We start from the raw sequence: 20,298 nt of genomic DNA, 5'->3' as shown, positions 1-20,298 counted from the left end.
ACACGAAGAAACTTGAAAATTCTGGAGGACGAGGAAATGGCTTTAGGGGATATTCCTTTTTTGCAGTACCTCGGTAATGCTGTTGATATACTCGTTGTTTGGTATGTGATATATAAATTAATGATGGTCATCCGCGGAACAAAAGCGGTTCAGCTTTTAAAGGGAATTGTGGTCATTGTTCTCGTCAGGATGGGAAGTGCGTATCTCGGTCTTAACACACTTCAATGGCTGATGGATCAAGCGATTACGTGGGGGTTCCTTGCGATCATTATTATTTTTCAGCCAGAGCTAAGGAGAGCGCTTGAGCAGCTTGGGCGCGGCCGTTTCTTCTCAAGAAGCGGGACACCTGTAGAGGAACAGCAGCAGAAAACGATCGAGGCAATTACAAAAGCAATTAACTATATGGCAAAACGCAGAATAGGAGCGCTGCTGACAATTGAGCGCGATACTGGGATGAATGATTACATAGAGACAGGAATTCCTTTGAATGCAAAGGTGAGTTCTGAGCTGCTGATTAATATTTTCATTCCGAATACACCGCTTCATGACGGTGCTGTCATTATGAAGCGTGATGAGATTGCAGCTGCAGCTTGTTATTTACCGCTGTCAGAAAGTCCTTTTATCTCTAAGGAACTCGGAACGCGCCACCGGGCGGCAGTTGGTATTAGTGAAGTGACAGACAGCTTAACCGTCATCGTCTCTGAGGAGACAGGCGGCATTAGTGTCGCAAGAAATGGTGATCTCCATCGAGAATTGACAGAAGAAGCGCTTGAAGAAATGCTGATTGCTGAATTTAGTAAGAACAGCAAAGATGCTTCCTCGACCAAATGGTATTGGAGGGGCAAGAAAAATGGATAAGATTTTGAATAATCGCTGGGCCGTAAAGTTTCTTGCATTGGTCTTCGCTTTATTGCTGTATGGTGCAGTCAATTCAGCGCAAGCGCCCACGCCGAAAAAAATCGGTGAATCCTTTTTCCCAACATCGACGACAGATGAAGCAACCTTAACTGACATTCCTGTTAAAGCGTATTATGATGACGAGAAGTACGTCGTCACTGGTGTACCGCAGACAGTCAATGTCACGATTAAAGGATCAACAAGTGCTGTGAAAACAGCAAGACAAACAAAGAATTTTGAAATTTATGCAGATATGCAAAACTTAACGACAGGCACACATAAAGTGGAGCTGAAGGCAAGAGATGTATCAAAGGGAATCACATTATCGATTAATCCGTCTGTGACGACTGTGACGATACAAGAAAAAACGACAGCTGAATTTCCTGTTGAAACAGAATTTTATAATCAAAATAAAATCAAAGACGGTTATTTACCCGAACAGCCCATTGTGAATCCGAAAAAGGTGACTGTCACTGGCTCAAAGGATGTAATCGACAAAATTTCTGTCATTAAAGCATTTGTGAACTTAGAGGATGTCGATCAACAGATTGAAAAAGAAGCGAAGCTCACTGTGTATGACAGCAGCGGGAACGAGCTGCCAGTCGAAGTGAGTCCGTCAGTGGTGGATATTACGGTCCCAATCACGAGTCCAAGCAAGAAGATCCCGTTTAAAATTGAGCGGACGGGCAGCTTACCGGATGGGATCAGTATTTCAAGCATTGAGACAAGCCCTAGTGAGGTCACAGTGTACGGCTCCCAAAAGGTGCTGGATGCACTTGATTTTATTGATGGCGTTAAGCTGGACCTAAGCAAGATTAAAGATGATACGGAGGTTGATGCCGACATTCCACTGCCAGATGGTGTGAAAAAGGTGTCGCCTGAAACCGTTAAGATCAAAGTGAAGGTTGCAACAGCTGAAGAAAAAAAGATCGATAATGTACCTATTTCTGTCGTGGGTCTGAGCAAGGATCTCAGCTCTAAATTTGTGAGTCCGTCTTCTGGGCGTCTCATGTTAACAGCAAAAGGATCAAAGAGTGCAATTGATAAACTAAAGGCTTCAGATATTGAAGCCTATATCAATGTGGGGGACTTGAACGAAGGAACACATGAGGTCAAAGTACAAGTGAACGGTCCTCAAAATGTGACGTTTACTTTATCGAGATCAAAGGTCAAGGTGAAACTTACCTCTACTGACAAAGAAGATCAGCCGGCTTCTACGAATGATCGAAAGGATCAATCGTCTGATAACGATGATCAGGAAAAGAAGAGTAAAGAGGAATCGACACAATATAAAGCAAAGAAAGAATCAAGACAAAGACAGCGGGTTAAAGAAGATAAAAAAGAGGACTCAGAGCCCTCTTGAATGGTAAAAAAGGAGCGATTGAAACATGGGCAAGTACTTTGGAACTGATGGTGTAAGGGGTGTGGCTAATAGCGAATTAACGCCAGAGCTCGCATTTAAAATTGGGAGATTTGGCGGCTATGTCCTCACGAAGGATAAAGAACGTCCAAAGGTACTCGTTGGACGAGACACACGTGTATCTGGTCATATGCTAGAAGGAGCCCTCGTTGCAGGCTTACTTTCAATTGGGGCTGAAGTGATGCGTTTAGGTGTGATCTCAACACCTGGCGTGTCCTATTTAACGAAGGCAATGGATGCAGAAGCGGGTGTTATGATTTCTGCTTCTCACAACCCAGTTCAGGATAACGGGATTAAATTCTTCGGCGGCGACGGCTTTAAACTGTCAGATGAACAGGAGAACGAAATTGAGCAGCTAATGGATCAGCCAGTCGATCAATTACCACGTCCAGTTGGAGCCGATCTTGGAACGATGAATGACTACTTTGAAGGTGGTCAGAAATACTTGCAATTCTTGAAGCAGACAGCGGATGAGGATTTCACAGGCATTCACGTGGCCCTTGACTGTGCACATGGTGCAACATCTTCTCTTGCGACACATTTATTTGCTGATTTAGATGCAGATGTGTCCACAATGGGAACATCACCAAACGGCTTGAATATCAATGATGGCGTCGGCTCAACTCATCCAGAGGCACTTTCTGCTTTTGTAAAGGAAAAGGGTGCGGATATTGGTCTTGCGTTTGATGGTGACGGTGACCGTTTAATTGCAGTCGATGAAAAAGGTGATATCGTAGACGGCGATCAAATTATGTACATATGTGCACGTTATTTGAAGAGTGAAGGCCGATTAAAGGATGACACAGTCGTGTCAACAGTCATGAGTAACCTCGGCTTCTATAAAGCGCTGGAGAAACAAGGCATTAAGAGCATCCAAACCGCTGTTGGTGACCGCTATGTGGTCGAAGCGATGAAAAAGGACGGCTATAATGTCGGCGGCGAGCAATCAGGCCACTTGATTTTCCTTGATTACAATACGACAGGTGACGGCATGCTTTCTGCCATCATGCTTGTGAATACGCTAAAAGCGACAGGAAAAACATTATCAGAGCTTGCGGCTGAAATGGAGAAGTTCCCGCAGCTTCTAGTGAATGTGAAGGTGTCTGATAAATATAAAGTGGAAGAAAATGAAAAAGTAAAAGCTGTGATTCAAGAGGTTGAAAAAGAGATGAACGGTGACGGCCGTATTCTTGTTCGTCCATCTGGAACAGAGCCGCTTGTACGTGTGATGGCGGAAGCGAAAACAAAAGAGCTGTGTGATGAATATGTGGCTCGAATTACCGCTGTTGTCAAAGAGGAAATGGGTATTGAGTAATAGATGAAAGCAAATCGCTAAGCAGCGGTTTGCTTTTTTTCGAATAATCGTCATAAGTGAAATGAACTGTACGAATCATATAAGGGAGGGTAACTTGCTAATGCCTTCATACATAGGAGAGCACATCAAAGGTAGAACGTGACAAGCCTCATCGCATATAGTGTATGGAGGTCTCGCTTTCTCAAATGAAAGGGATCACCCCTAAATTGTGATTGACGGAGGTCAGACCTTATAGTACAATCATCCTTGTGTTATTGGATTTTTATTCTAGCTGGAAAGGCAGGGTAGATGTTCAGGAACTCTTATAATGATAGCGCCCGAACTAAGCGATCGGACGACAGATGCTTAGTTGACGAGGATGGAGGTTATCGAATTTTCGGCGGATGCCTCCCGGCTGATCAAAAGAGATCACAGCCGTAAGTGTTTCTTTAAAGCAAAGAGGTGACTCTTTGTACAAAGGGAATACACATGATCTCCCAAAATAAACATGTAGAGAGGGACGAAGAAATGTCCCTTCTATTTTAGTAGGCTTTCTTTGTCCCTTTCACGTGATCGGGAGGAAGAATATTTATGTGTGGAATCGTAGGTTATATTGGTCAGAATGATGCGAAGGAAATCTTATTAAAAGGCTTAGAGAAGCTTGAGTACCGCGGGTATGACTCAGCAGGTATTGCTGTGGCAAACGAAGAAGGCGTGCATGTGTTCAAAGAAAAAGGACGTATCGCTGAGCTTCGTGAGGTCGTGGATGCAAACGTGGCATCTTCAGCAGGAATCGGACATACACGCTGGGCAACACACGGTGTACCAAGCCATCTCAATGCGCATCCGCATCAAAGTGCTTCTGGCCGTTTTACACTTGTTCATAACGGTGTCATCGAGAACTACGTACAATTGACACGCGAATATTTACAAGACGTCACACTGAAAAGCGACACAGATACAGAGGTTGTTGTTCAAGTCATCGAACAATTTGTAAGCAGAGGTCTTGATACAGAGGAAGCTTTCCGTCAAACGCTTCTTCAACTAAAAGGCTCTTACGCAATTGCCCTTTTCGATAACGAAAACAAAGAAACAATCTATGTGGCGAAAAACAAAAGCCCATTATTGGTTGGTTTCGGAGAAGATTTCAACGTTGTGGCATCTGACGCAATGGCGATGCTTCAAGTAACGAACGAATATGCGGAATTAATGGATAAAGAAATGGTCATTGTCACAAAAGACGAGGTGATCATCAAAAACCTTGACGGTGATATCATGACACGTCCTTCTTATATCGCTGAGCTGGATGCAAGCGACATCGAGAAAGGCACATATCCTCACTACATGTTAAAAGAAACGGATGAACAGCCGCTTGTGATGCGCAAAATCATCCAAAAATATCAAGACGAAAACGGCAAGCTGTCAGTCGCTGGCGATATCGCAAGCGCAGTAGCAGAAGCAGACCGCATTTACATTGTGGCTTGTGGAACGAGCTACCATGCAGGGCTTGTCGGTAAACAATATATTGAAAACTGGGCGAAAGTACCTGTAGAAGTTCATGTAGCAAGTGAATTCTCTTACAACATGCCGCTTCTATCGAAAAAGCCATTGTTCATCTTCCTTTCTCAATCTGGGGAGACTGCGGACAGCCGCGCTGTACTTGTTCAAGTCAAAGAGCTTGGTCATAAAGCATTAACAATCACAAACGTACCAGGTTCTACGCTATCTCGTGAAGCGGACTTCACATTGCTTCTTCATGCAGGACCAGAAATCGCAGTAGCTTCAACAAAAGCCTACACAGCACAAATCGCTGTTCTTGCGATCCTTGCATCAGTTGCAGCTGAATTAAATGGTCAATCTCTTGACTTTGATCTTGTGAAAGAGCTTGGTATTGTGGCAAACGCAATGGAAGCCCTTGTTGATCAAAAGGATGAAATGGAACAAATCGCTCGTGACTTCTTCACAGTGACACGTAACGCATTCTTTATCGGAAGAGGACTTGACTACTATGTGTGCCTTGAAGGTTCACTGAAGCTAAAAGAGATCTCATACATCCAAGCAGAAGGCTTTGCTGGCGGAGAACTCAAACATGGAACCATCGCTTTAATTGAAGAAGGCACACCGGTCATTGCCCTTGCAACGCAAGAGCACGTGAACCTCAGCATTCGCGGTAACGTCAAAGAAGTCGTTGCACGCGGAGCGAACCCATGTGTCATCTCACTGAAAGGCCTAGAAGACGAAGGCGACCGTTTCGTCCTTCCAGCTGTACACCCAGCACTTGCACCACTTGCATCTGTTGTCCCATTACAGCTGATCGCTTACTACGCAGCACTTCACCGCGGGTGTGATGTGGATAAACCACGTAACCTTGCGAAGAGTGTGACGGTGGAGTAGGTTTAAATAAAATCGGATTTTTGATGTGTTCGAATAATAAAATTGTTTAAATATGGAATTTTAGCACCCGTTCGCTTATAATTAAAATAAGCGAACGGGTGTTTTTTATTTCAGGGAGGAAAATAATGGTTAATACTAGACAAAGATTGAATAAGAGAAGAAAAACTTTAAATGAAATTCAAAATCTAGTTAATAATGCTGCTAACTTACTAATAATACATTATTCTTGCGAAAGTTTTTATCATATTAAAGACGGGCGCACTCCTAGAATAACGTCAATTGCTGTTCGTTATTTTCATACAGGTCAAACAGAAACTTTTTCTATTCATAAAGTAGCTGAAAAGAAAGGATTTTTAGCAGAAATTGAAGCGAGGTATGACGAGTTAGAAAAGGTAATGTTAACTGAATTTTATAAGTTCATAAAAACTCATCTGAATTACAATTGGGTTCATTGGAATATGAGAGATATTAATTATGGCTTTCAAGCTATAGATCATAGATTTAGTGTATTGGGTGGTAAGCCAATTTCAATACCAGATTCTCAAAAGTTTGATTTAGCAAGAAAACTAGTTGATATTTATGCAGATTATGCCGATCATCCGAGGTTAGAAAAATTAATAGATTTAAACAATATAACTAAAAAAGATTTTTTAACGGGTGCAGAAGAAGCGAAAGCTTTTGAAGAATTAAAGTATGTTGAGTTACATCGTTCAACGCTTAGGAAAGTAGATATTTTTCATGCCATACTTGAAAGAGTTATTGATAAGAGTTTGAAAACTAAAAGTAAATGGCATCATATTTATGGATTTACACCACAAGGAATATTCGAGTCTATAAAAGATCATTGGATATTTGCGCTAATTTCTATAGGAGTAGGTGCAGCGTTATCAGCAGTATTTGGTATTGTGTTTCTAGAATATTTGTAAAGGTAGGTAATCTACATGAAAAACGTCAAACAGTGGAACTAAAAACAAAAATCTCTAGTTGTATTAAAGCAGTTAGAGGGCAAGGTGAACTTGCTCTTTACAAGTCCTGGTTAACAATTCAAGATGCACTTTCTCGAGGACATGTGCATCGTTTCGGTGTTTGAAAGCATCGAGTGAACACATTTATTTTCGTATCTAATAAGAAATTTTCAACTAGTTATTTCAGTAGAAAGTATTAATAAACGACATTAAGCTTTCAAAAAAGATGAAGGAAATAAAAAGGTATATATGATTGTTTATAGATAGAGCATAAAAGGACTTACAAATTTTATGACTGTGAACAGCGTAGGTTAAGAAATTTAGGTGGAACGTCTATTTTAGAGATTTAAAAAGAGCTAATCATGCTATCTTCTTCAAAGGTTTAATACTGAGACTGCACGAAAATAAAAGGAATAGACATTTTATATAGTGGGAGTAGAAACTTTTGAAGACCTGGCGATATCAATATGTAACGAAAGAAGAGAGCAGACACATGACCAAACCTAAAATTTACACAATGAGCTTTGCAAAGGTCTATCCTCTCTACATCGCAAAGGCAGAGAGAAAGGGACGAACGAAAGCTGAGGTCGATACGATTATTTGTTGGTTAACGGGGTACAGTCCAGAAGAGCTGCAGGAACAGGTGGATAAACATAAAGACGTTGAAACCTTTTTTGCTGAGGCTCCTGAGCTTCATCCTTCCCGCAGTTTAATCAAAGGAGTCATTTGTGGTGTTCGGGTAGAGGGCATTGAGGAAGAAACGATGAAAAACATTCGGTATATGGATAAGCTGATTGATGAGTTAGCGAAGGGAAAGACGATGGAAAAGATTTTGCGAGGTTCATTATAAGCATCTATAAACATGTAAGCCCAGTGAGCGCACCTTCACTGGGCTTTTTTATATTTATAGACCATTCGATTGATAAAAATAAGATTCATTTGAACGATTTCCCTCTCCATGTCGTCAAAAGAAGTGTTATCAAAACAAAATGGTGTTTGAAAAAGGAGTGGCGTGGATGGATATGAAGATGATTTTACCTCTCGTTTTGCTGCAAGCGATTTTAATGGTGATTGGTTTGTTTGATTTGCTGAAAAGAGATCCATCAAGGATCAGAGGAGAAGTGAAGTGGGTTTGGGCTTTGGTGATTGTGTTTGTGGCGAGTGCCGGTCCTATTGTGTATTTCATTTTTGGTCGTAAACCATCTTAGTAGGGGGGATTCGCTTGAATATGCTGGAGTGTCAAGAGCTGACGAAATCGTATGGTCGGCATGAAGTTTTAAAAAACGTTTCGTTTTCTGTTGGGGAGGTTGGTTGTGTAGGGTTTTTAGGAGCCAATGGAGCAGGAAAGACGACGACAATTCGGTTTTTGACGGGGCTTGCTCGTCCTACGTCTGGCGTTGTGAAGGTGGCAGGTCTGGATGTGACAAAGGATATGAATCAAATCAGTCATGTCATCGGATACTGTCCGCAGCAGCCGGCGTTTTACCAGGATATGACGGGGCAGGAGTGGATGCATTGGGTTGGCGGGTTATTTCAATTAGAGAAAAAAGTCATTCGCTCCAAAACGGAGGAACTGCTGAAGCTTTGCCGTGTGTATGAGGCGAAGGATCGTACCATTGGCAGCTACAGCGGAGGCATGAAGCAGAGGCTCGCCATTGCACAGGCGCTTATCAATAGCCCGAAGGTTCTTATTTTGGATGAGCCTGTGTCTGCACTTGATCCAATGGGAAGAAAAGACGTCCTGACTTTGATTGAGCGTCTAAAGCATGAGATGCTGATCTTTATGTCGACCCATATTTTAGATGACATTGAACGAGTGGCGGATCATATTATCATGATCAACAGCGGGAAAATTGAAATGTCCTCTTCGATGAAACAGATCAAAGAAGACTATATCCAGCCAGTGATTGAATTTCAATTAGAACAACAGAATACGAAATTAGTGGCTTTGTTAAAAGAGCGGCATTGGGTGGAGGAATGCATTGAAACAGGGGGCGCTTATCAGGTGCGAGTGAACGATCAACAAATGGCATTGAAGGAGCTGCCTCGTCTAATCACTGAAGCTGGCGGTGTCCTTCTCCATTATCGACTATCTAAGCTGACGCTTGAAGATATTTTCATGAAGGTTGTGACTGCATGATGATGCTGAAAAAGGAATTTAGGGAGTTATTCACTAGTTATAAAATTTTATTTGTGCCGATCATTTTTACGATTTTAATGATCACACAGCCTATTACGCTCAAAATGCTGCCAGATCTTTTATCGAAATCAGCTAATTTACCTGAAGGATCCACATTTTATATACCAGAGCCAAGCGCTGGAGAGGCTTTAGCGAGTGCAATAAGTAAATTTGATTCACTTGGCGTTTTTATTCTCATTATGATCGTGATGGGGACGATTGCGGGAGAGCGTGCCTCTGGGGTGACGGCGATGATTATGGTGAAGCCGATCAGTCGAATGAGTTATTATGTCTCAAAAATATGTGCCTATGCTGGTTTGACCTTGTTTAGTTTGGTGGTGGCGGTGCTTGCCTCCGTTTATTATGTGGACATTCAATTTGGGCATCTGGATTGGGTCAATGTGTTAAAAGGAACGCTTCTTTATTACCCCAATTTATTGCTGATTGTCGTGTCGACCATTTGTGCTTCGGCGTTCTTTCAGCGTTCCGTCACAGCTGGGGGTGTGTCGCTTTTGATCAACCTTATTCTATTTACTGTTCCTTCATTTTATGAGGATACATTAGGGAAGTTTGCGCCTAAAGGCGTGACAAGTGCGGCTGAGGAGATGATTCATAGAGGGACTTATTCGGATCAGACTCTTACAAGCTTTCTAGGTGTATCGGTATTGATTGTTATCTTTTTTCTCATTGGATGGTTTCTTTTTAGAAAACAAGAATTATAGGTTGCTGGACCCTTTGGAGCAGCTCGAATTAGCGTTAGAGAATGTGAAACGGAATGTAGAAGCGGCAGATATGGCTGTAGAAGAAATAACGAAACTAGTGTTTTATCTTGTGGGAGAGTTCGATGCTGCGAGCAGAAAACGAATCATGGGTCAGTTTTTAGGTGATCATCTTCCTTGTATGACGATGGTTTATGTGGTGGCCCTGGCTTCTCCTGCTTTGGAGGTAGAGGTGGATGCTTGGGCGGGTCAGGAGATGGGTTTGGTGATGGGGCGGTTTGAGGGAATAACTGTTTAATAGATAAAGGATTAGGATACTGTCGCCTAATCTTTTTTTATTTTGTACATGATATATTTTCTTAATCCTTGTACATATGTACATAGAATAGATTACCTCATTCCTATTACCTTGTTATTCTCTATATGGTAATATTAGGTTAAGAGATTGGTGGGTCTATTGACATTCGTTTTTTGATTTTATAACACACCATAGATAAGCATACATCACTCTAATAGTAAGGGAGAGATTTGATGCCATTCATGGAGGTTCAGAATGTAAGCAAACGATATAGCAATGGTGATGGGATAGAGGATCTGTCATTTTCCATCGAAGCAGGGGAGGTTGTGGCGCTGCTTGGGCCTAATGGTGCGGGGAAAACGACAACCATTCGATGTTTAACGGGTCTATATCAACCAGATCAAGGGGAGATTCTCATAGAGGGTTTTCCTCCTGGTCATTCCCATGTCCAAAAGCAAGTAGCTCTTATCCCTGATCAGCCATATTTGTATCCAGAATTAACGGTTGCTGAACATGTTCAATTCCGTGCAAGGGGCTATCATAAAGGCTTAAAACAAATCAAAGAAAAGGTATTTGAAGCGTTGAAAGAAGTACATATGGAAATGAAGATGAACGAACTGTGCGGACAGCTTTCAAGAGGTCAAAAACAGCGTGTCGTCCTAGCAGGGGCCATTGTGCAAGATGCCTCCCTTTTTATTTTAGATGAACCGACTGTAGGGTTGGACATCCCTTCAAAACAATGGCTGTCGGATTGGCTGATACAAAAAAGCCGCCAAGGTGGTTCTGTCCTTGTGTCCACTCATAGCCTAGAGTTTGTTCTTGATACGGCTAGCAGGGTGATATTGATTCGAGACGGTGACATCATGAAAAGTATCGATGTTCCTCAATTGAAGGAAGAACAGATCAAGTGGAGGGCAGAGGTCATTCAACTTCTGGGGGAGTGGTCTAGTGAATAACACACTCTCCCTTTTATGGATGAAATCCCAAAGGCGCTTGATCAGTAAAAATCAAGAAAAGAAAATGCCCTTTCTGATCTTGCTGCTTTTCATTGCTGCAATTGGTTTTCAGCTGAGCGCAGTCTCAAGTATGGGGGATTGGAATGCTAGTGCAGCTGGATGGATCATTGTCTGTTTATTTGTTCTTTATACGGGCTTTGGCTTGTTTTCGAATCGGCTGCCTAGTCAGATGAACGATATCATTTGGTTATATGGAAATGGTGCGGCCTTATGGACGGTTGTGATGAGTGTGTGGGTGTATCACATTTTTTGGCGAGGGGCTCTCCTCATTGTTTCTGCTGTGGCTGCAGATATTCTTCTATTTTGTATGACGCAGCAGTACCCTTTTCTACTCGGGAAATCACTCATCCTGACAGGGCTGTTATGTATGACCGAAACATGGATGATTGCGGTGTCTTGTGCTAGAACGATTCGAGTATACAATCGGCTGCTCTTACTCGGTTTTGTACTGCTATTTTGCTGTTTTGCACTGCTCGTTTTGAATCAATTGATGTTGAAACAGTCCTCATTGATGAAAATCGCTGATTCTTTTATGTTTCAAGTTGGACGTATGATCGAAGAATTCTCATTCCTTTCTTTATTGATTTTTCTTGGAGTAATGATTCTGTCGTTAATGATGATGTACAGGGCCAGTCATCGTTTAGAGATGAAGGAGACGTTAGTCAAGGAGGCAGCATTTTGGGAGGAATTTGAGGGGAAACAAATTCATTCAAATCCAATGAGTCCAAAGAAAGGCAAGACGTGGTGGGGACTTCCAGCATTAACAGGCATCTGGGCTTTTCTTTGGCTAGAATTATTGTTGATGAAAAAGTATGTGACCTTCCATCTGTTATCTACCATGCTATTAATAGGTACTTACTATGTCGTCATTTCTTATTTTTCAGATTGGTTGAATCTATTCTTTATGGTCATTGGTGCATCCGTCCTACTCAGTTCATATTACGCTGGGATTGTAAGACACGCGCAAACGGGAGTGCTGTATCTTTTACCAGGTGCTTTATATCAAAAAATTCTTCTATTGGAAGTGTTTCAAACCTTTTGGTTGTATGCTGTCTACTTTATTTCTCTTGTCTTGTTTGAGATTCAAGATGTATTGTATTGGGCCGTTTATGGGGGAGGGGTTTATATATGGTTTTTGGCCGTACGGCTCTTTGCCTTTACGCAGCCGCTGAGACGAGAAGCGAGTCTTTCTTTGGGCATCTATTATCGATCATTGCTCCTCGCATCTGTCATAAGTGCTGTGGTCATCATTGGTATTCATATGTTCACTGATGGCTGGTTTACAACGATTACATGTTTATTTACTGGAGTTGTATTTTATGTGATTTGTTATCGATGCCGTGGGTCTCATTAAAAAGAGGAGTTGATTGTCATGAAACCAGAAGATAAGCTATCCCAATCGGTTCAACGTTTGGTCAATACCAATGAAGTAACGATCGTTCAAGCAATGGGGGAATTGAGAAAATCCGGAAAAGAGGCAGTGCCAGTACTTGTTGAAGCCTTAAAAGAAGAGGGTTCTTTGCGGAATATTGCAGCAGCGGTTCTTGGTGAATTTGGAGCAGATGCAGGAGACGCAGCTGAGTCTCTTGCCAAGCTATTAGAAAGTGAAGAAGAGGAGACAAGAATGGCGGCTGCCATTTCTTCTGCCATTGGCCAAACGCTATGAGGGCCCTACCTGTTTTTGGGCATCCTGGTGTATCTCTTGGATTGACCCATCAAAAATCGAAAAAAACATGTACGAGTGCCTAAAACAGGAACAAGAACATCCATCAGGGAACGTGGCTCCTTTTGCTGCAGAGGAAGCATTAGGAAAAATTATCGCTTTTCAATTAAAAGAAAAGGGGGATGAATAGTGGAAACGCAAATACTCAAATGGCCTGAGCATCTTCCTTGGATTCATCCTTCAGGTCAGAAGTGTTTATCTGAAGGGCAACATCTACTTCTTTATTTTTAGTCAGTCAATTGTCCTCATTGTGAAGAATTAACCGATCACATTCTACATCGTGTGAACCAGTTGGGTATCCATTTAACCTGTGTCCATGTCCCATATACGGAAGAAGAAAAATCGATAGGTGGTGTTTCGAAATATGCAGAGGAAAAGAATCTGACAGCTCCCATCGTATTGGATCAAGATTATGAAATTGTCACAAAATATAAGATTCAAGGATTACCAAGCTTTTGCCTCATAGATAAAGAGGGGCAATTAAAAATGGGAGATGCCGGCTGGGAGAAAATATTGAAAAAGCTAGAAAAACAATCTTAATTACGGTTATGGAGGAGAGCGTTTTGTTTCAATCAAATAAAGAATTAAAAAGAAATGCGGTCTTTTTCGCAGGTGTGGGCATTGTTTTGCTGATTCTCATGATGCTGAAATGGTTGCCGATTTCAGCAGACTGGGAGCTGACGTTGATTTTGTTCGGATTGGGGATTTTGTTTTATTTGAAGCGGTGCTGTGGAAAGAGGAAAAAGGTCATAATTCATGAGTATGTTACCTAGAATATATATTCTAGGTTTTTTTATTAAATTTACCTTAAAACGTATCTTTTCACATGGGGATAGGAACCAATTTTTTAAAAGTGTGGTAGGATAAATATGCTTAATCTTTATATTTTTCGAAGGAGCTGTCGTGTTGAAGGGATCTAGGGTTGAGTTAATTGATAGTTTACGTGGTTTTAGTTTATTAGGTATTTTGATCGTGAATATGCTTAATTTTCAATATGATTATGATTTTGAGAAAATGTTTGATTCGAGCCTGTGGGGACAGGAGTTTGGGGTATATGTGACGGAGATTTTGTTCCAGGGGTCATTTTATCCGATTTTTTCCTTTTTGTTTGGCTATTCTTTTATCAAGCTGATTGAATCTACGCAGGCAAAAGGGCTGAATACGACTGCCATCATCATTCGACGGGGCTTTGGTCTTATTGTGCTTGGTATGCTTCATTACATATTTATTTGGAATGGTGATATTCTTCTTTATTATGGAGCTTGTACGTTTTTCTTGATGATGTTTATGGGCAGCCGGATCAAAACAATGCTGATATGGTCGGGTATTTTAGGTGCTTTATCTTTAGTGGTTCTGCCGTATATGATGAATTTTCTTTATGGAAATGAAGATTTATTAACGAATGTATATGCGACAGGTACATATGGGGATATTTTGATGAGCCGGATTACGATAGAAGACGATATGGTGATTGTCACCATAATTATGGCCATTGTGACTATTACACTTATGCCGATATTAGGCCTTCTTTTTGGTCCGATTATGGCTGGTCCGTTTGCACTGCTTGGAATGGCGATTGCTAAACGAGGACATCTGACTGAAGAAGATCGAGGGATGGCCTATCGCAAAGGCTGGGTATGGATGATTTTGATCGGGCTGGCGTTAAAATGTGCGACGTTCATTGATGCTCCTTGGAGTGAAATGGTGAAAACGTTAGGTGCGAATGTACTGACGATCGGCTATATTCAAGCCTTTATTGTGTTTTACTATTCAAAGGCAGCCCAAGGTCTGAAGCATCTGCTTGCAGGACTTGGCCGTTTGTCTCTATCTAACTATTTGGCGCAATCGATGATTTGTACAACGATTTTCTATTCTTACGGACTTGGTTTATTTGGACAAATGGGTTCAATGTTTGGACTGCTGCTCGCTGTCGGACTTTACACAGCGCAGCTGTTCATCAGCTATCTCTATTTGAAAAAGTGGAGAAGAGGCCCTATGGAGTGGCTCATGGGAAGATGGGTGTATTGGAGATAAATCGATTTGTTGGAGGACTGCACAGCTGAAGAGCTGTGCGGTTTTTTATTGAATTCCATTAAAAAAAGGTGCCGCCCTGCCGTCTATTCGAAAGCTGGCGAAGGATTTACAAATTAGCGTCATCACCACAAAGCGAGCGTATGAAGAGTTAGAGAAAGCAGGATTTATTTATTCGATCGAAGGTAAGGGATCGTGTGTTGCGGAGCAAAATGTCGAAGTCATGAGAGAGAAAAGATTAAAGGTCATTGAGGAGCAGCTTGGAGCGGTTGTTTCAAACGGGAAAGAATTGGGCTTATCTTTTGATGAATTGCAGCAGGTATTAAAGTTCTTATATGAGGAGTGAGATAGATGGAACATGTGATTGAATTCAAAGGGGTATCGAAACGATTCAAGGATCAGCTGTGCTGATTATGTTGATCTATTTGATGTCTTGGGGACTTTCTACTGCCATCTATCAAAGGAAAGTGTTCTAAGAAGAATTTCAGCGGAATCGATTCAATGTTGATCATGATCGCAATTTTGATCAAAACGTGCTTGTCGTTTTGTTTTATGATCAAGAAGAGGTGAGGGAGATGGTGTACAGTCAAGTCACGCAAGAGGTGATTTCCTATTTAGAGTCGCATTTGATGGCTGAGGCAGGTGCCTGAGAAAGTAGGATATTCACATTTTCATTTGCTCCGTATTTTTAAAAAAGAAACAGGACTGTCGATGGGAGAATATGTGCGGAAACGAAGGTTAGCCACAGCTGCGCAGCTTCTCTTGTATACGGATCAGGGGATTCTGGATATTGCTTTTACGATGCAATTCCAATCGCAGGAAGCCTTTACGCGTGCTTTTAAGAATCTCTATTCTTTACCTCCCGGAATGTACAGGACATTGATGAGAGATATGCAAATGAAAAAGGAGGAAGGTTCGATGACATTACATGAAGCAGTGCCTGGCTGGGGGCTCAGTGGTTCACATCCGCATATGTATGAGATGGGTGTTGATACAGCAGTGTTCCATACTGGGAAGCAATCAGGTGTCTTATCATCTAAAGAGGGCGTCCAAGATGGACAGTTTGCGACGATGATGCAAGGGTTTCAGGCGAAAGACTATGTGGGGAAACGGTTTAAGCTCTCTGCTTTCTTAAAAACAGAAGATGTTTCTTCTGCAGGAATTTGGATGCGGGTGGATGATGGAAAGGGCGATATGATGCAGTTTGATAATATGCAGAATCGACCTGTGACAGGCTCTACGGAATGGAATCAATATTCGAATGTATTAGATATCCCTTCTCAGAGTGAATCCATTCATTTTGGGGTGCTGCTCAGTGGTCATGGAACTGTATGGGCTGACGGTTTTCGATTTGAGGAAGTGGATGAGAGAACACCTACGACCAATATGGTGGAGACATCGTCACTGCCAGATGTTCCTGTGAATTTACAATTTGAGCTGGAGAAGACCGTGTGAGCGGTCTTTTTTGTTCTATACAAACCTGTATTGACAGTTTATAATGAAGCATATAATATACATACCAATGGTCGGTATGTAAAAGGAGGCGTTTCATTTGGCCAGAAATAAATATCCAGAAAAGACGATCCAGCAGATTTTGGACGTGTCGACGAAGCTGTTCCAGGAAAAAGGATTCGAAAAGACGAGTTTGCAGGATATTATCTATGAATTAAATATGTCTAAGGGTGCTATTTATCATCATTTTAAATCGAAGGAAGAAATATTACGCGCCGTGATGGATCGGCAGTTTCGTTATGCGACGCAGAAGCTTGAGGAGCTGATTGCGCATACGGAGGCAGCTCATGGGAAAGAGAAGCTGCAACGTATTTTAGAGCAGCTTGTCGCAGATCCACAGTCTCATTCGATTGATGGGATCTTGGTTGACCAGATCAAAAACCCACAATTTGTGGTTGAAGGTATGAAGGCAGGAGTAAATCAGGATGCGCTTAAAATCAAACGGCTAATTCTTGAAGGGATTGAAGATGGTTCAATGACGACTGCTTTTCCTGGTGAAGTGGCAGAAGTGTTTATGCTTCTTGTGAATATATGGCTGAATCCAACGCTGTTTGTTCGTGATCAAGAAGACACTGTTCAGCGTTTGCATTTTTTACAACAGATGATGAAAGGGCTTGGAGTGGATGTGGTGAGTGATCTATTTATACAAAAGGTGACAGCGCATTATGCTGGAATTGGAGGGTATGATCAGCCTGGAACATAAAGGGTCAGAAAAGAGACAAACAGAAAAATTCATGTAATAGGAGGGTGCTTTATGCTTCACTTCATGAAACTTGGGATAAGAAAAAGTCATATGAAACATTACATTCAAGCTAGTTTTATAGCAAGTATTGTGCTGCTAGTATTGATCTATTTTGTTGCGTTTGTTGCACAGGTTGAACAAGAACCGGATTTTCAGCAATATACGAATATTTATTTGTTAACTAGTACAGTATGTATGATCTTTTTTTCTATCATAACAGCTATGATGTATTGGCGAGTTGTGATGACTGCATATAAGGAACATCAATCCAAGTCAGCGAATCTGACCACATTACTCCTTTCTAAAATGATCTGGATGCTGTGCTTTTCAACGATTGCGATGATGTGTAGTATCACTCCCTCTTTCGTTATGTTTAGTGTTACTGAAATGTTCTTCCCGATTGTTCATGATACGCTGACGGCTGATGTTCTTTTTGATTTTATCAAAACGTTTCTTGTGTTTACTTGTTGTGTCAATGGGATTGGCATGATTGCGATGAGAGTGGGGTTGATGATGAAATCTATTTTTATCACCATCCTGACTGCGATTGTTCTATGTGCTGTTTTGGGAAACGTATCGATAGCCATCTATGGAAATGATCAATTGAATCTCGTCCTGTCAGGAGTCATGATCGCAGCTGTCTTCATTGTGATCTTGGAATTGTGGAGCAGCATCGGCGGCTGCAAACGAGGTAATTCATGATGGGAAAAGGAGGGAGACATGTGGAGCATACAGTTCGAATTGAGGAAGCGGTATTTGAACTATCATTAGACTGGCTGCTAGGAGAGGTTCATATTCACCACCATGATCATCCTTATCTATTGATTCATCAAACCACGAATCACGCTTTTCCTCATCGGTATTTACTACATCATCAGGTACGGGAAGGAAGGCTGATGATTCAAGATAGAAGAAAAAGAACGTTTAGCTTAGGACTCCACCTTCATAAAACGGATTTGGAGATTTATCTCCCCAAAGAACAAATACAGTCCATGTCTATTCATTGTAAAGGAGCAAATCTTCACTTAGATGGGCTGAAAATGGAGGATGTCCATTGCCAATTGATTTCTGGAAAGTCGATGTTAACGGGTGAAATCAAGCACCTCCATTTACAGACAGTTGGTGGACTTATTACTAGTCATCGGCTCATCACACACATATTGAGATTGCGCACCACATCGTCAAAAGTGGAGATGTTAGGTGCTTTTTCAGATATTGATCTGAAGGCAACAGGTAGAAGGATACAGATTCATTCTTCGACTATGCTGCATTCACTCAAATCTACTTCAACTGGAGCGTCTGTCAAAGTGGCCATTCCGGAAAATGATGGATTTATTTGTTATGTGAAGAAAAGATCAGGTGCTTTTCAAAATGACTTTACTTGTTTTTATGAGAAGGAGAAAATGGTTTATAAAAATGGAAAGAGGACCTTCGAAATCGACATAAGAGGTGGTCAGTTTCTGTTAAGTGATTTACTTTGAAGCGATCTTCAGCCTTCGATTCAGTATATCAATATAAAACAATTTGAATCTCTTTTTGTGTCAGAATATTTCGTTAATAGTGTTTTCCTCAAAAAAACAATTGTTTTTTAAGGGTAGATTTATTATGATAATATACATCGAAAGATTGAGGATTCTTAATCAGAATGAAAATTCTGATTTTTTATTTTTTATGCTGTTTGTTGATGAGGGGGAAGAAAAGTGGCTCAAAAGGAATTAAAGAGAGGGTTAAGTGCCCGCCATATTCAAATGATCGCGCTTGGCGGCACGATTGGTGTTGGCTTATTTATGGGGTCAGCGAAGGCCATTCAATGGACAGGTCCATCGGTTCTGCTGGCGTACGCTGTGTGTGGTATTTTTATCTTTTTTATTATGCGTGCGATGGGAGAAATGTTATATCTTGAACCAAGTACAGGATCATTTGCTACATTTGGACATCAATATATTCATCCGCTTGCGGGGTATATGACGGCTTGGAGTAACTGGTTCCAGTGGGTCATTGTCGGGATGTCTGAAATTATTGCCGTAGGCGCTTATATGAAATATTGGTTCCCGGAGTTACCGGCGTGGATTCCAGGATTAATCGCCATGATCATTTTAGGCGCGGCCAATTTGATTTCGGTTAAGTCGTTCGGTGAGTTTGAATTTTGGTTTGCGATGATCAAGATTGTGACGATTATCTTGATGATTATTGCGGGTCTAGGCATTATTTTCTTTGGGTTTGGAAATGGCGGAACAGCGATTGGTTTGTCTAACCTTTGGGCGCATGGCGGGTTCTTTACCGGTGGATTTAGTGGATTCTTGTTTGCGCTGTCTCTTGTTATTGCTGCCTATCAAGGGGTAGAACTGATTGGGATTACAGCAGGTGAGGCGCAAAATCCGCAAAAGACGCTGACAAATGCAATCAAAAGCATCATCTGGCGTATTTTGATTTTCTATATCGGTGCGATTTTTGTCATTGTGACGGTGTACCCTTGGGATCAGCTGAATACTCTTGGCAGCCCATTTGTGGCGACGTTTGCGAAAATTGGGATTACAGCGGCGGCAGGTATTATTAACTTCGTCGTGATTACAGCAGCTATGTCTGGCTGTAATAGTGGTATTTTCAGTGCGGGACGTATGCTTTATACATTAGGTGTGAATGGACAGGCACCAGCTTTCTTTACAAAAATTTCAAAGAACGGTGTACCGTATTTTGGGACATTCGCTGTACTGATCGGTCTAGCGGTAGGAGTTGTCCTGAATTATGTTTCTCCGCCAAATATTTTCGTGTATGTGTATAGTGCGAGTGTTCTTCCTGGTATGGTGCCTTGGTTTGTGATTTTAATTAGTCACATTGGCTTCAGAAGGGCAAAGGGTTCAGCGCTTGACCAGCACCCATTCAAGATGCCGCTTGCGCCACTTTCTAATTATGTCACAATCGGTTTCTTACTGATGGTTCTTGTGTTTATGTTCTTTAATCAGGATACACGCATTTCTCTCATTGTGGGAATTGTGTTCTTGATTGTAGTGACGCTTAGCTTTTATGCATTTGGAATTGGAAAAAGAAAACCGCTCCAAGCGGGATCAGCTGATCAAACAGTGAAATAATAGAAAGCCTTGCGGAATG

18 protein-coding genes and 4 pseudogenes are annotated in these 20,298 nt (G+C 41.5%); all 22 read left to right on the top strand.

All coding sequences use genetic code 11. The annotated features are described in order from the left end of the window. The first annotated feature begins 36 nt into the window (after positions 1–36). The 22 genes and pseudogenes from cdaA to ACSLGF_RS11790 all read left to right on the top strand — a co-directional run bounded on the left by cdaA (position 37) and on the right by ACSLGF_RS11790 (position 20,279). Positions 37–858, top strand: a complete 822-nt coding sequence (cdaA, locus tag ACSLGF_RS11895) for a diadenylate cyclase CdaA (protein WP_008344027.1) — start codon at positions 37–39, stop codon at positions 856–858. Further along, positions 851–2,260, top strand: coding sequence for a CdaR family protein (locus tag ACSLGF_RS11890; RefSeq protein ID WP_456005650.1), 1,410 nt, complete (start codon positions 851–853; stop codon positions 2,258–2,260). The genes cdaA and ACSLGF_RS11890 overlap by 8 nt, the downstream gene beginning before the upstream one ends. Before the next feature lie 25 nt (positions 2,261–2,285). After that, the gene (glmM, locus tag ACSLGF_RS11885) at positions 2,286–3,632 is read left to right on the top strand and encodes a phosphoglucosamine mutase (protein ID WP_099726235.1); all 1,347 of its coding nucleotides are present in this window, start codon (positions 2,286–2,288) and stop codon (positions 3,630–3,632) included. 570 nt (positions 3,633–4,202) lie between these two features. Beyond that, a complete protein-coding gene (gene glmS / locus ACSLGF_RS11880; protein WP_456005647.1) occupies positions 4,203–6,005 on the top strand; it encodes a glutamine--fructose-6-phosphate transaminase (isomerizing) in 1,803 nt (600 codons plus the stop codon). A 125-nt stretch (positions 6,006–6,130) separates the two neighbouring features. Next, entirely contained in the window at positions 6,131–6,931 is an 801-nt protein-coding gene (locus ACSLGF_RS11875) for a hypothetical protein (protein ID WP_456005644.1), read from the top strand. A 532-nt stretch (positions 6,932–7,463) separates the two neighbouring features. Beyond that, entirely contained in the window at positions 7,464–7,820 is a 357-nt protein-coding gene (locus ACSLGF_RS11870; protein ID WP_456005684.1) for a DUF2200 domain-containing protein, read from the top strand. Between the two features lie 166 nt (positions 7,821–7,986). Further along, complete coding sequence (locus ACSLGF_RS11865) at positions 7,987–8,178, top strand: PLD nuclease N-terminal domain-containing protein (RefSeq protein ID WP_456005642.1); 192 nt, start codon at positions 7,987–7,989, stop codon at positions 8,176–8,178. Positions 8,179–8,192: 14 nt separating this feature from the next. Next, entirely contained in the window at positions 8,193–9,110 is a 918-nt protein-coding gene (locus ACSLGF_RS11860; RefSeq protein WP_456005640.1) for an ATP-binding cassette domain-containing protein, read from the top strand. Next, complete coding sequence (locus ACSLGF_RS11855) at positions 9,107–9,871, top strand: ABC transporter permease (protein WP_456005637.1); 765 nt, start codon at positions 9,107–9,109, stop codon at positions 9,869–9,871. Before ACSLGF_RS11860 ends, ACSLGF_RS11855 begins: the two co-directional genes overlap by 4 nt. Before the next feature lie 10 nt (positions 9,872–9,881). Further along, a pseudogene (locus tag ACSLGF_RS11850) lies at positions 9,882–10,166 on the top strand (RidA family protein); the annotation flags it as partial. 233 nt (positions 10,167–10,399) lie between these two features. Next, a complete protein-coding gene (locus ACSLGF_RS11845) occupies positions 10,400–11,122 on the top strand; it encodes an ABC transporter ATP-binding protein (protein ID WP_456005634.1) in 723 nt (240 codons plus the stop codon). Beyond that, positions 11,115–12,536: a sporulation killing factor system integral membrane protein gene (gene skfF / locus ACSLGF_RS11840; RefSeq protein WP_456005631.1), complete on the top strand. Its 1,422-nt coding sequence runs from the start codon at positions 11,115–11,117 to the stop codon at positions 12,534–12,536. Before ACSLGF_RS11845 ends, skfF begins: the two co-directional genes overlap by 8 nt. Positions 12,537–12,554: 18 nt before the next feature. Beyond that, positions 12,555–13,035, top strand: a pseudogene (locus tag ACSLGF_RS11835) (HEAT repeat domain-containing protein). Between the two features lie 161 nt (positions 13,036–13,196). Beyond that, complete coding sequence (locus tag ACSLGF_RS11830) at positions 13,197–13,445, top strand: TlpA family protein disulfide reductase (RefSeq protein ID WP_456005629.1); 249 nt, start codon at positions 13,197–13,199, stop codon at positions 13,443–13,445. Between the two features lie 23 nt (positions 13,446–13,468). Next, entirely contained in the window at positions 13,469–13,678 is a 210-nt protein-coding gene (locus tag ACSLGF_RS11825) for a hypothetical protein (RefSeq protein ID WP_456005627.1), read from the top strand. 133 nt (positions 13,679–13,811) lie between these two features. Further along, the gene (locus ACSLGF_RS11820) at positions 13,812–14,939 is read left to right on the top strand and encodes a DUF418 domain-containing protein (RefSeq protein WP_456005625.1); all 1,128 of its coding nucleotides are present in this window, start codon (positions 13,812–13,814) and stop codon (positions 14,937–14,939) included. 58 nt (positions 14,940–14,997) lie between these two features. After that, positions 14,998–15,282 (top strand): annotated as a pseudogene (locus ACSLGF_RS11815) (GntR family transcriptional regulator); the annotation flags it as partial. Positions 15,283–15,511: 229 nt separating this feature from the next. Further along, positions 15,512–16,391: pseudogene (locus tag ACSLGF_RS11810) on the top strand (helix-turn-helix domain-containing protein). 127 nt (positions 16,392–16,518) lie between these two features. Beyond that, complete coding sequence (locus tag ACSLGF_RS11805) at positions 16,519–17,151, top strand: TetR/AcrR family transcriptional regulator (protein ID WP_230031266.1); 633 nt, start codon at positions 16,519–16,521, stop codon at positions 17,149–17,151. A gap of 51 nt (positions 17,152–17,202) precedes the next feature. Beyond that, positions 17,203–17,892, top strand: coding sequence for a bacitracin ABC transporter permease (locus ACSLGF_RS11800; protein WP_456005622.1), 690 nt, complete (start codon positions 17,203–17,205; stop codon positions 17,890–17,892). A 20-nt stretch (positions 17,893–17,912) separates the two neighbouring features. After that, on the top strand, positions 17,913–18,671 hold the full coding sequence (locus tag ACSLGF_RS11795; RefSeq protein ID WP_456005619.1) for a DUF4097 family beta strand repeat-containing protein: 759 nt from the start codon (positions 17,913–17,915) through the stop codon (positions 18,669–18,671). A gap of 219 nt (positions 18,672–18,890) precedes the next feature. Next, the gene (locus ACSLGF_RS11790; RefSeq protein WP_456005617.1) at positions 18,891–20,279 is read left to right on the top strand and encodes an amino acid permease; all 1,389 of its coding nucleotides are present in this window, start codon (positions 18,891–18,893) and stop codon (positions 20,277–20,279) included. Positions 20,280–20,298 lie beyond the last annotated feature (19 nt).

This window comes from Bacillus sp. A015 (genome assembly GCF_053851875.1).
This window is presented reverse-complemented; position numbering and strand designations above follow the sequence as displayed.

What these genes read in the sequence shown, in the direction of transcription:
- ACSLGF_RS11855 (WP_456005637.1), top strand. Translation starts at nt 9,107, where the DNA reads ATGATGATGCTGAAAAAGGAATTTAGGGAGTTATTCACTAGTTATAAA.
- ACSLGF_RS11875 (WP_456005644.1), top strand. Translation starts at nt 6,131, where the DNA reads ATGGTTAATACTAGACAAAGATTGAATAAGAGAAGAAAAACTTTAAAT.
- ACSLGF_RS11800 (WP_456005622.1), top strand. Translation starts at nt 17,203, where the DNA reads ATGCTTCACTTCATGAAACTTGGGATAAGAAAAAGTCATATGAAACAT.
- ACSLGF_RS11845 (WP_456005634.1), top strand. Translation starts at nt 10,400, where the DNA reads ATGCCATTCATGGAGGTTCAGAATGTAAGCAAACGATATAGCAATGGT.
- ACSLGF_RS11890 (WP_456005650.1), top strand. Translation starts at nt 851, where the DNA reads ATGGATAAGATTTTGAATAATCGCTGGGCCGTAAAGTTTCTTGCATTG.
- cdaA (WP_008344027.1), top strand. Translation starts at nt 37, where the DNA reads ATGGCTTTAGGGGATATTCCTTTTTTGCAGTACCTCGGTAATGCTGTT.
- ACSLGF_RS11865 (WP_456005642.1), top strand. Translation starts at nt 7,987, where the DNA reads ATGGATATGAAGATGATTTTACCTCTCGTTTTGCTGCAAGCGATTTTA.
- ACSLGF_RS11870 (WP_456005684.1), top strand. Translation starts at nt 7,464, where the DNA reads ATGACCAAACCTAAAATTTACACAATGAGCTTTGCAAAGGTCTATCCT.
- glmS (WP_456005647.1), top strand. Translation starts at nt 4,203, where the DNA reads ATGTGTGGAATCGTAGGTTATATTGGTCAGAATGATGCGAAGGAAATC.
- glmM (WP_099726235.1), top strand. Translation starts at nt 2,286, where the DNA reads ATGGGCAAGTACTTTGGAACTGATGGTGTAAGGGGTGTGGCTAATAGC.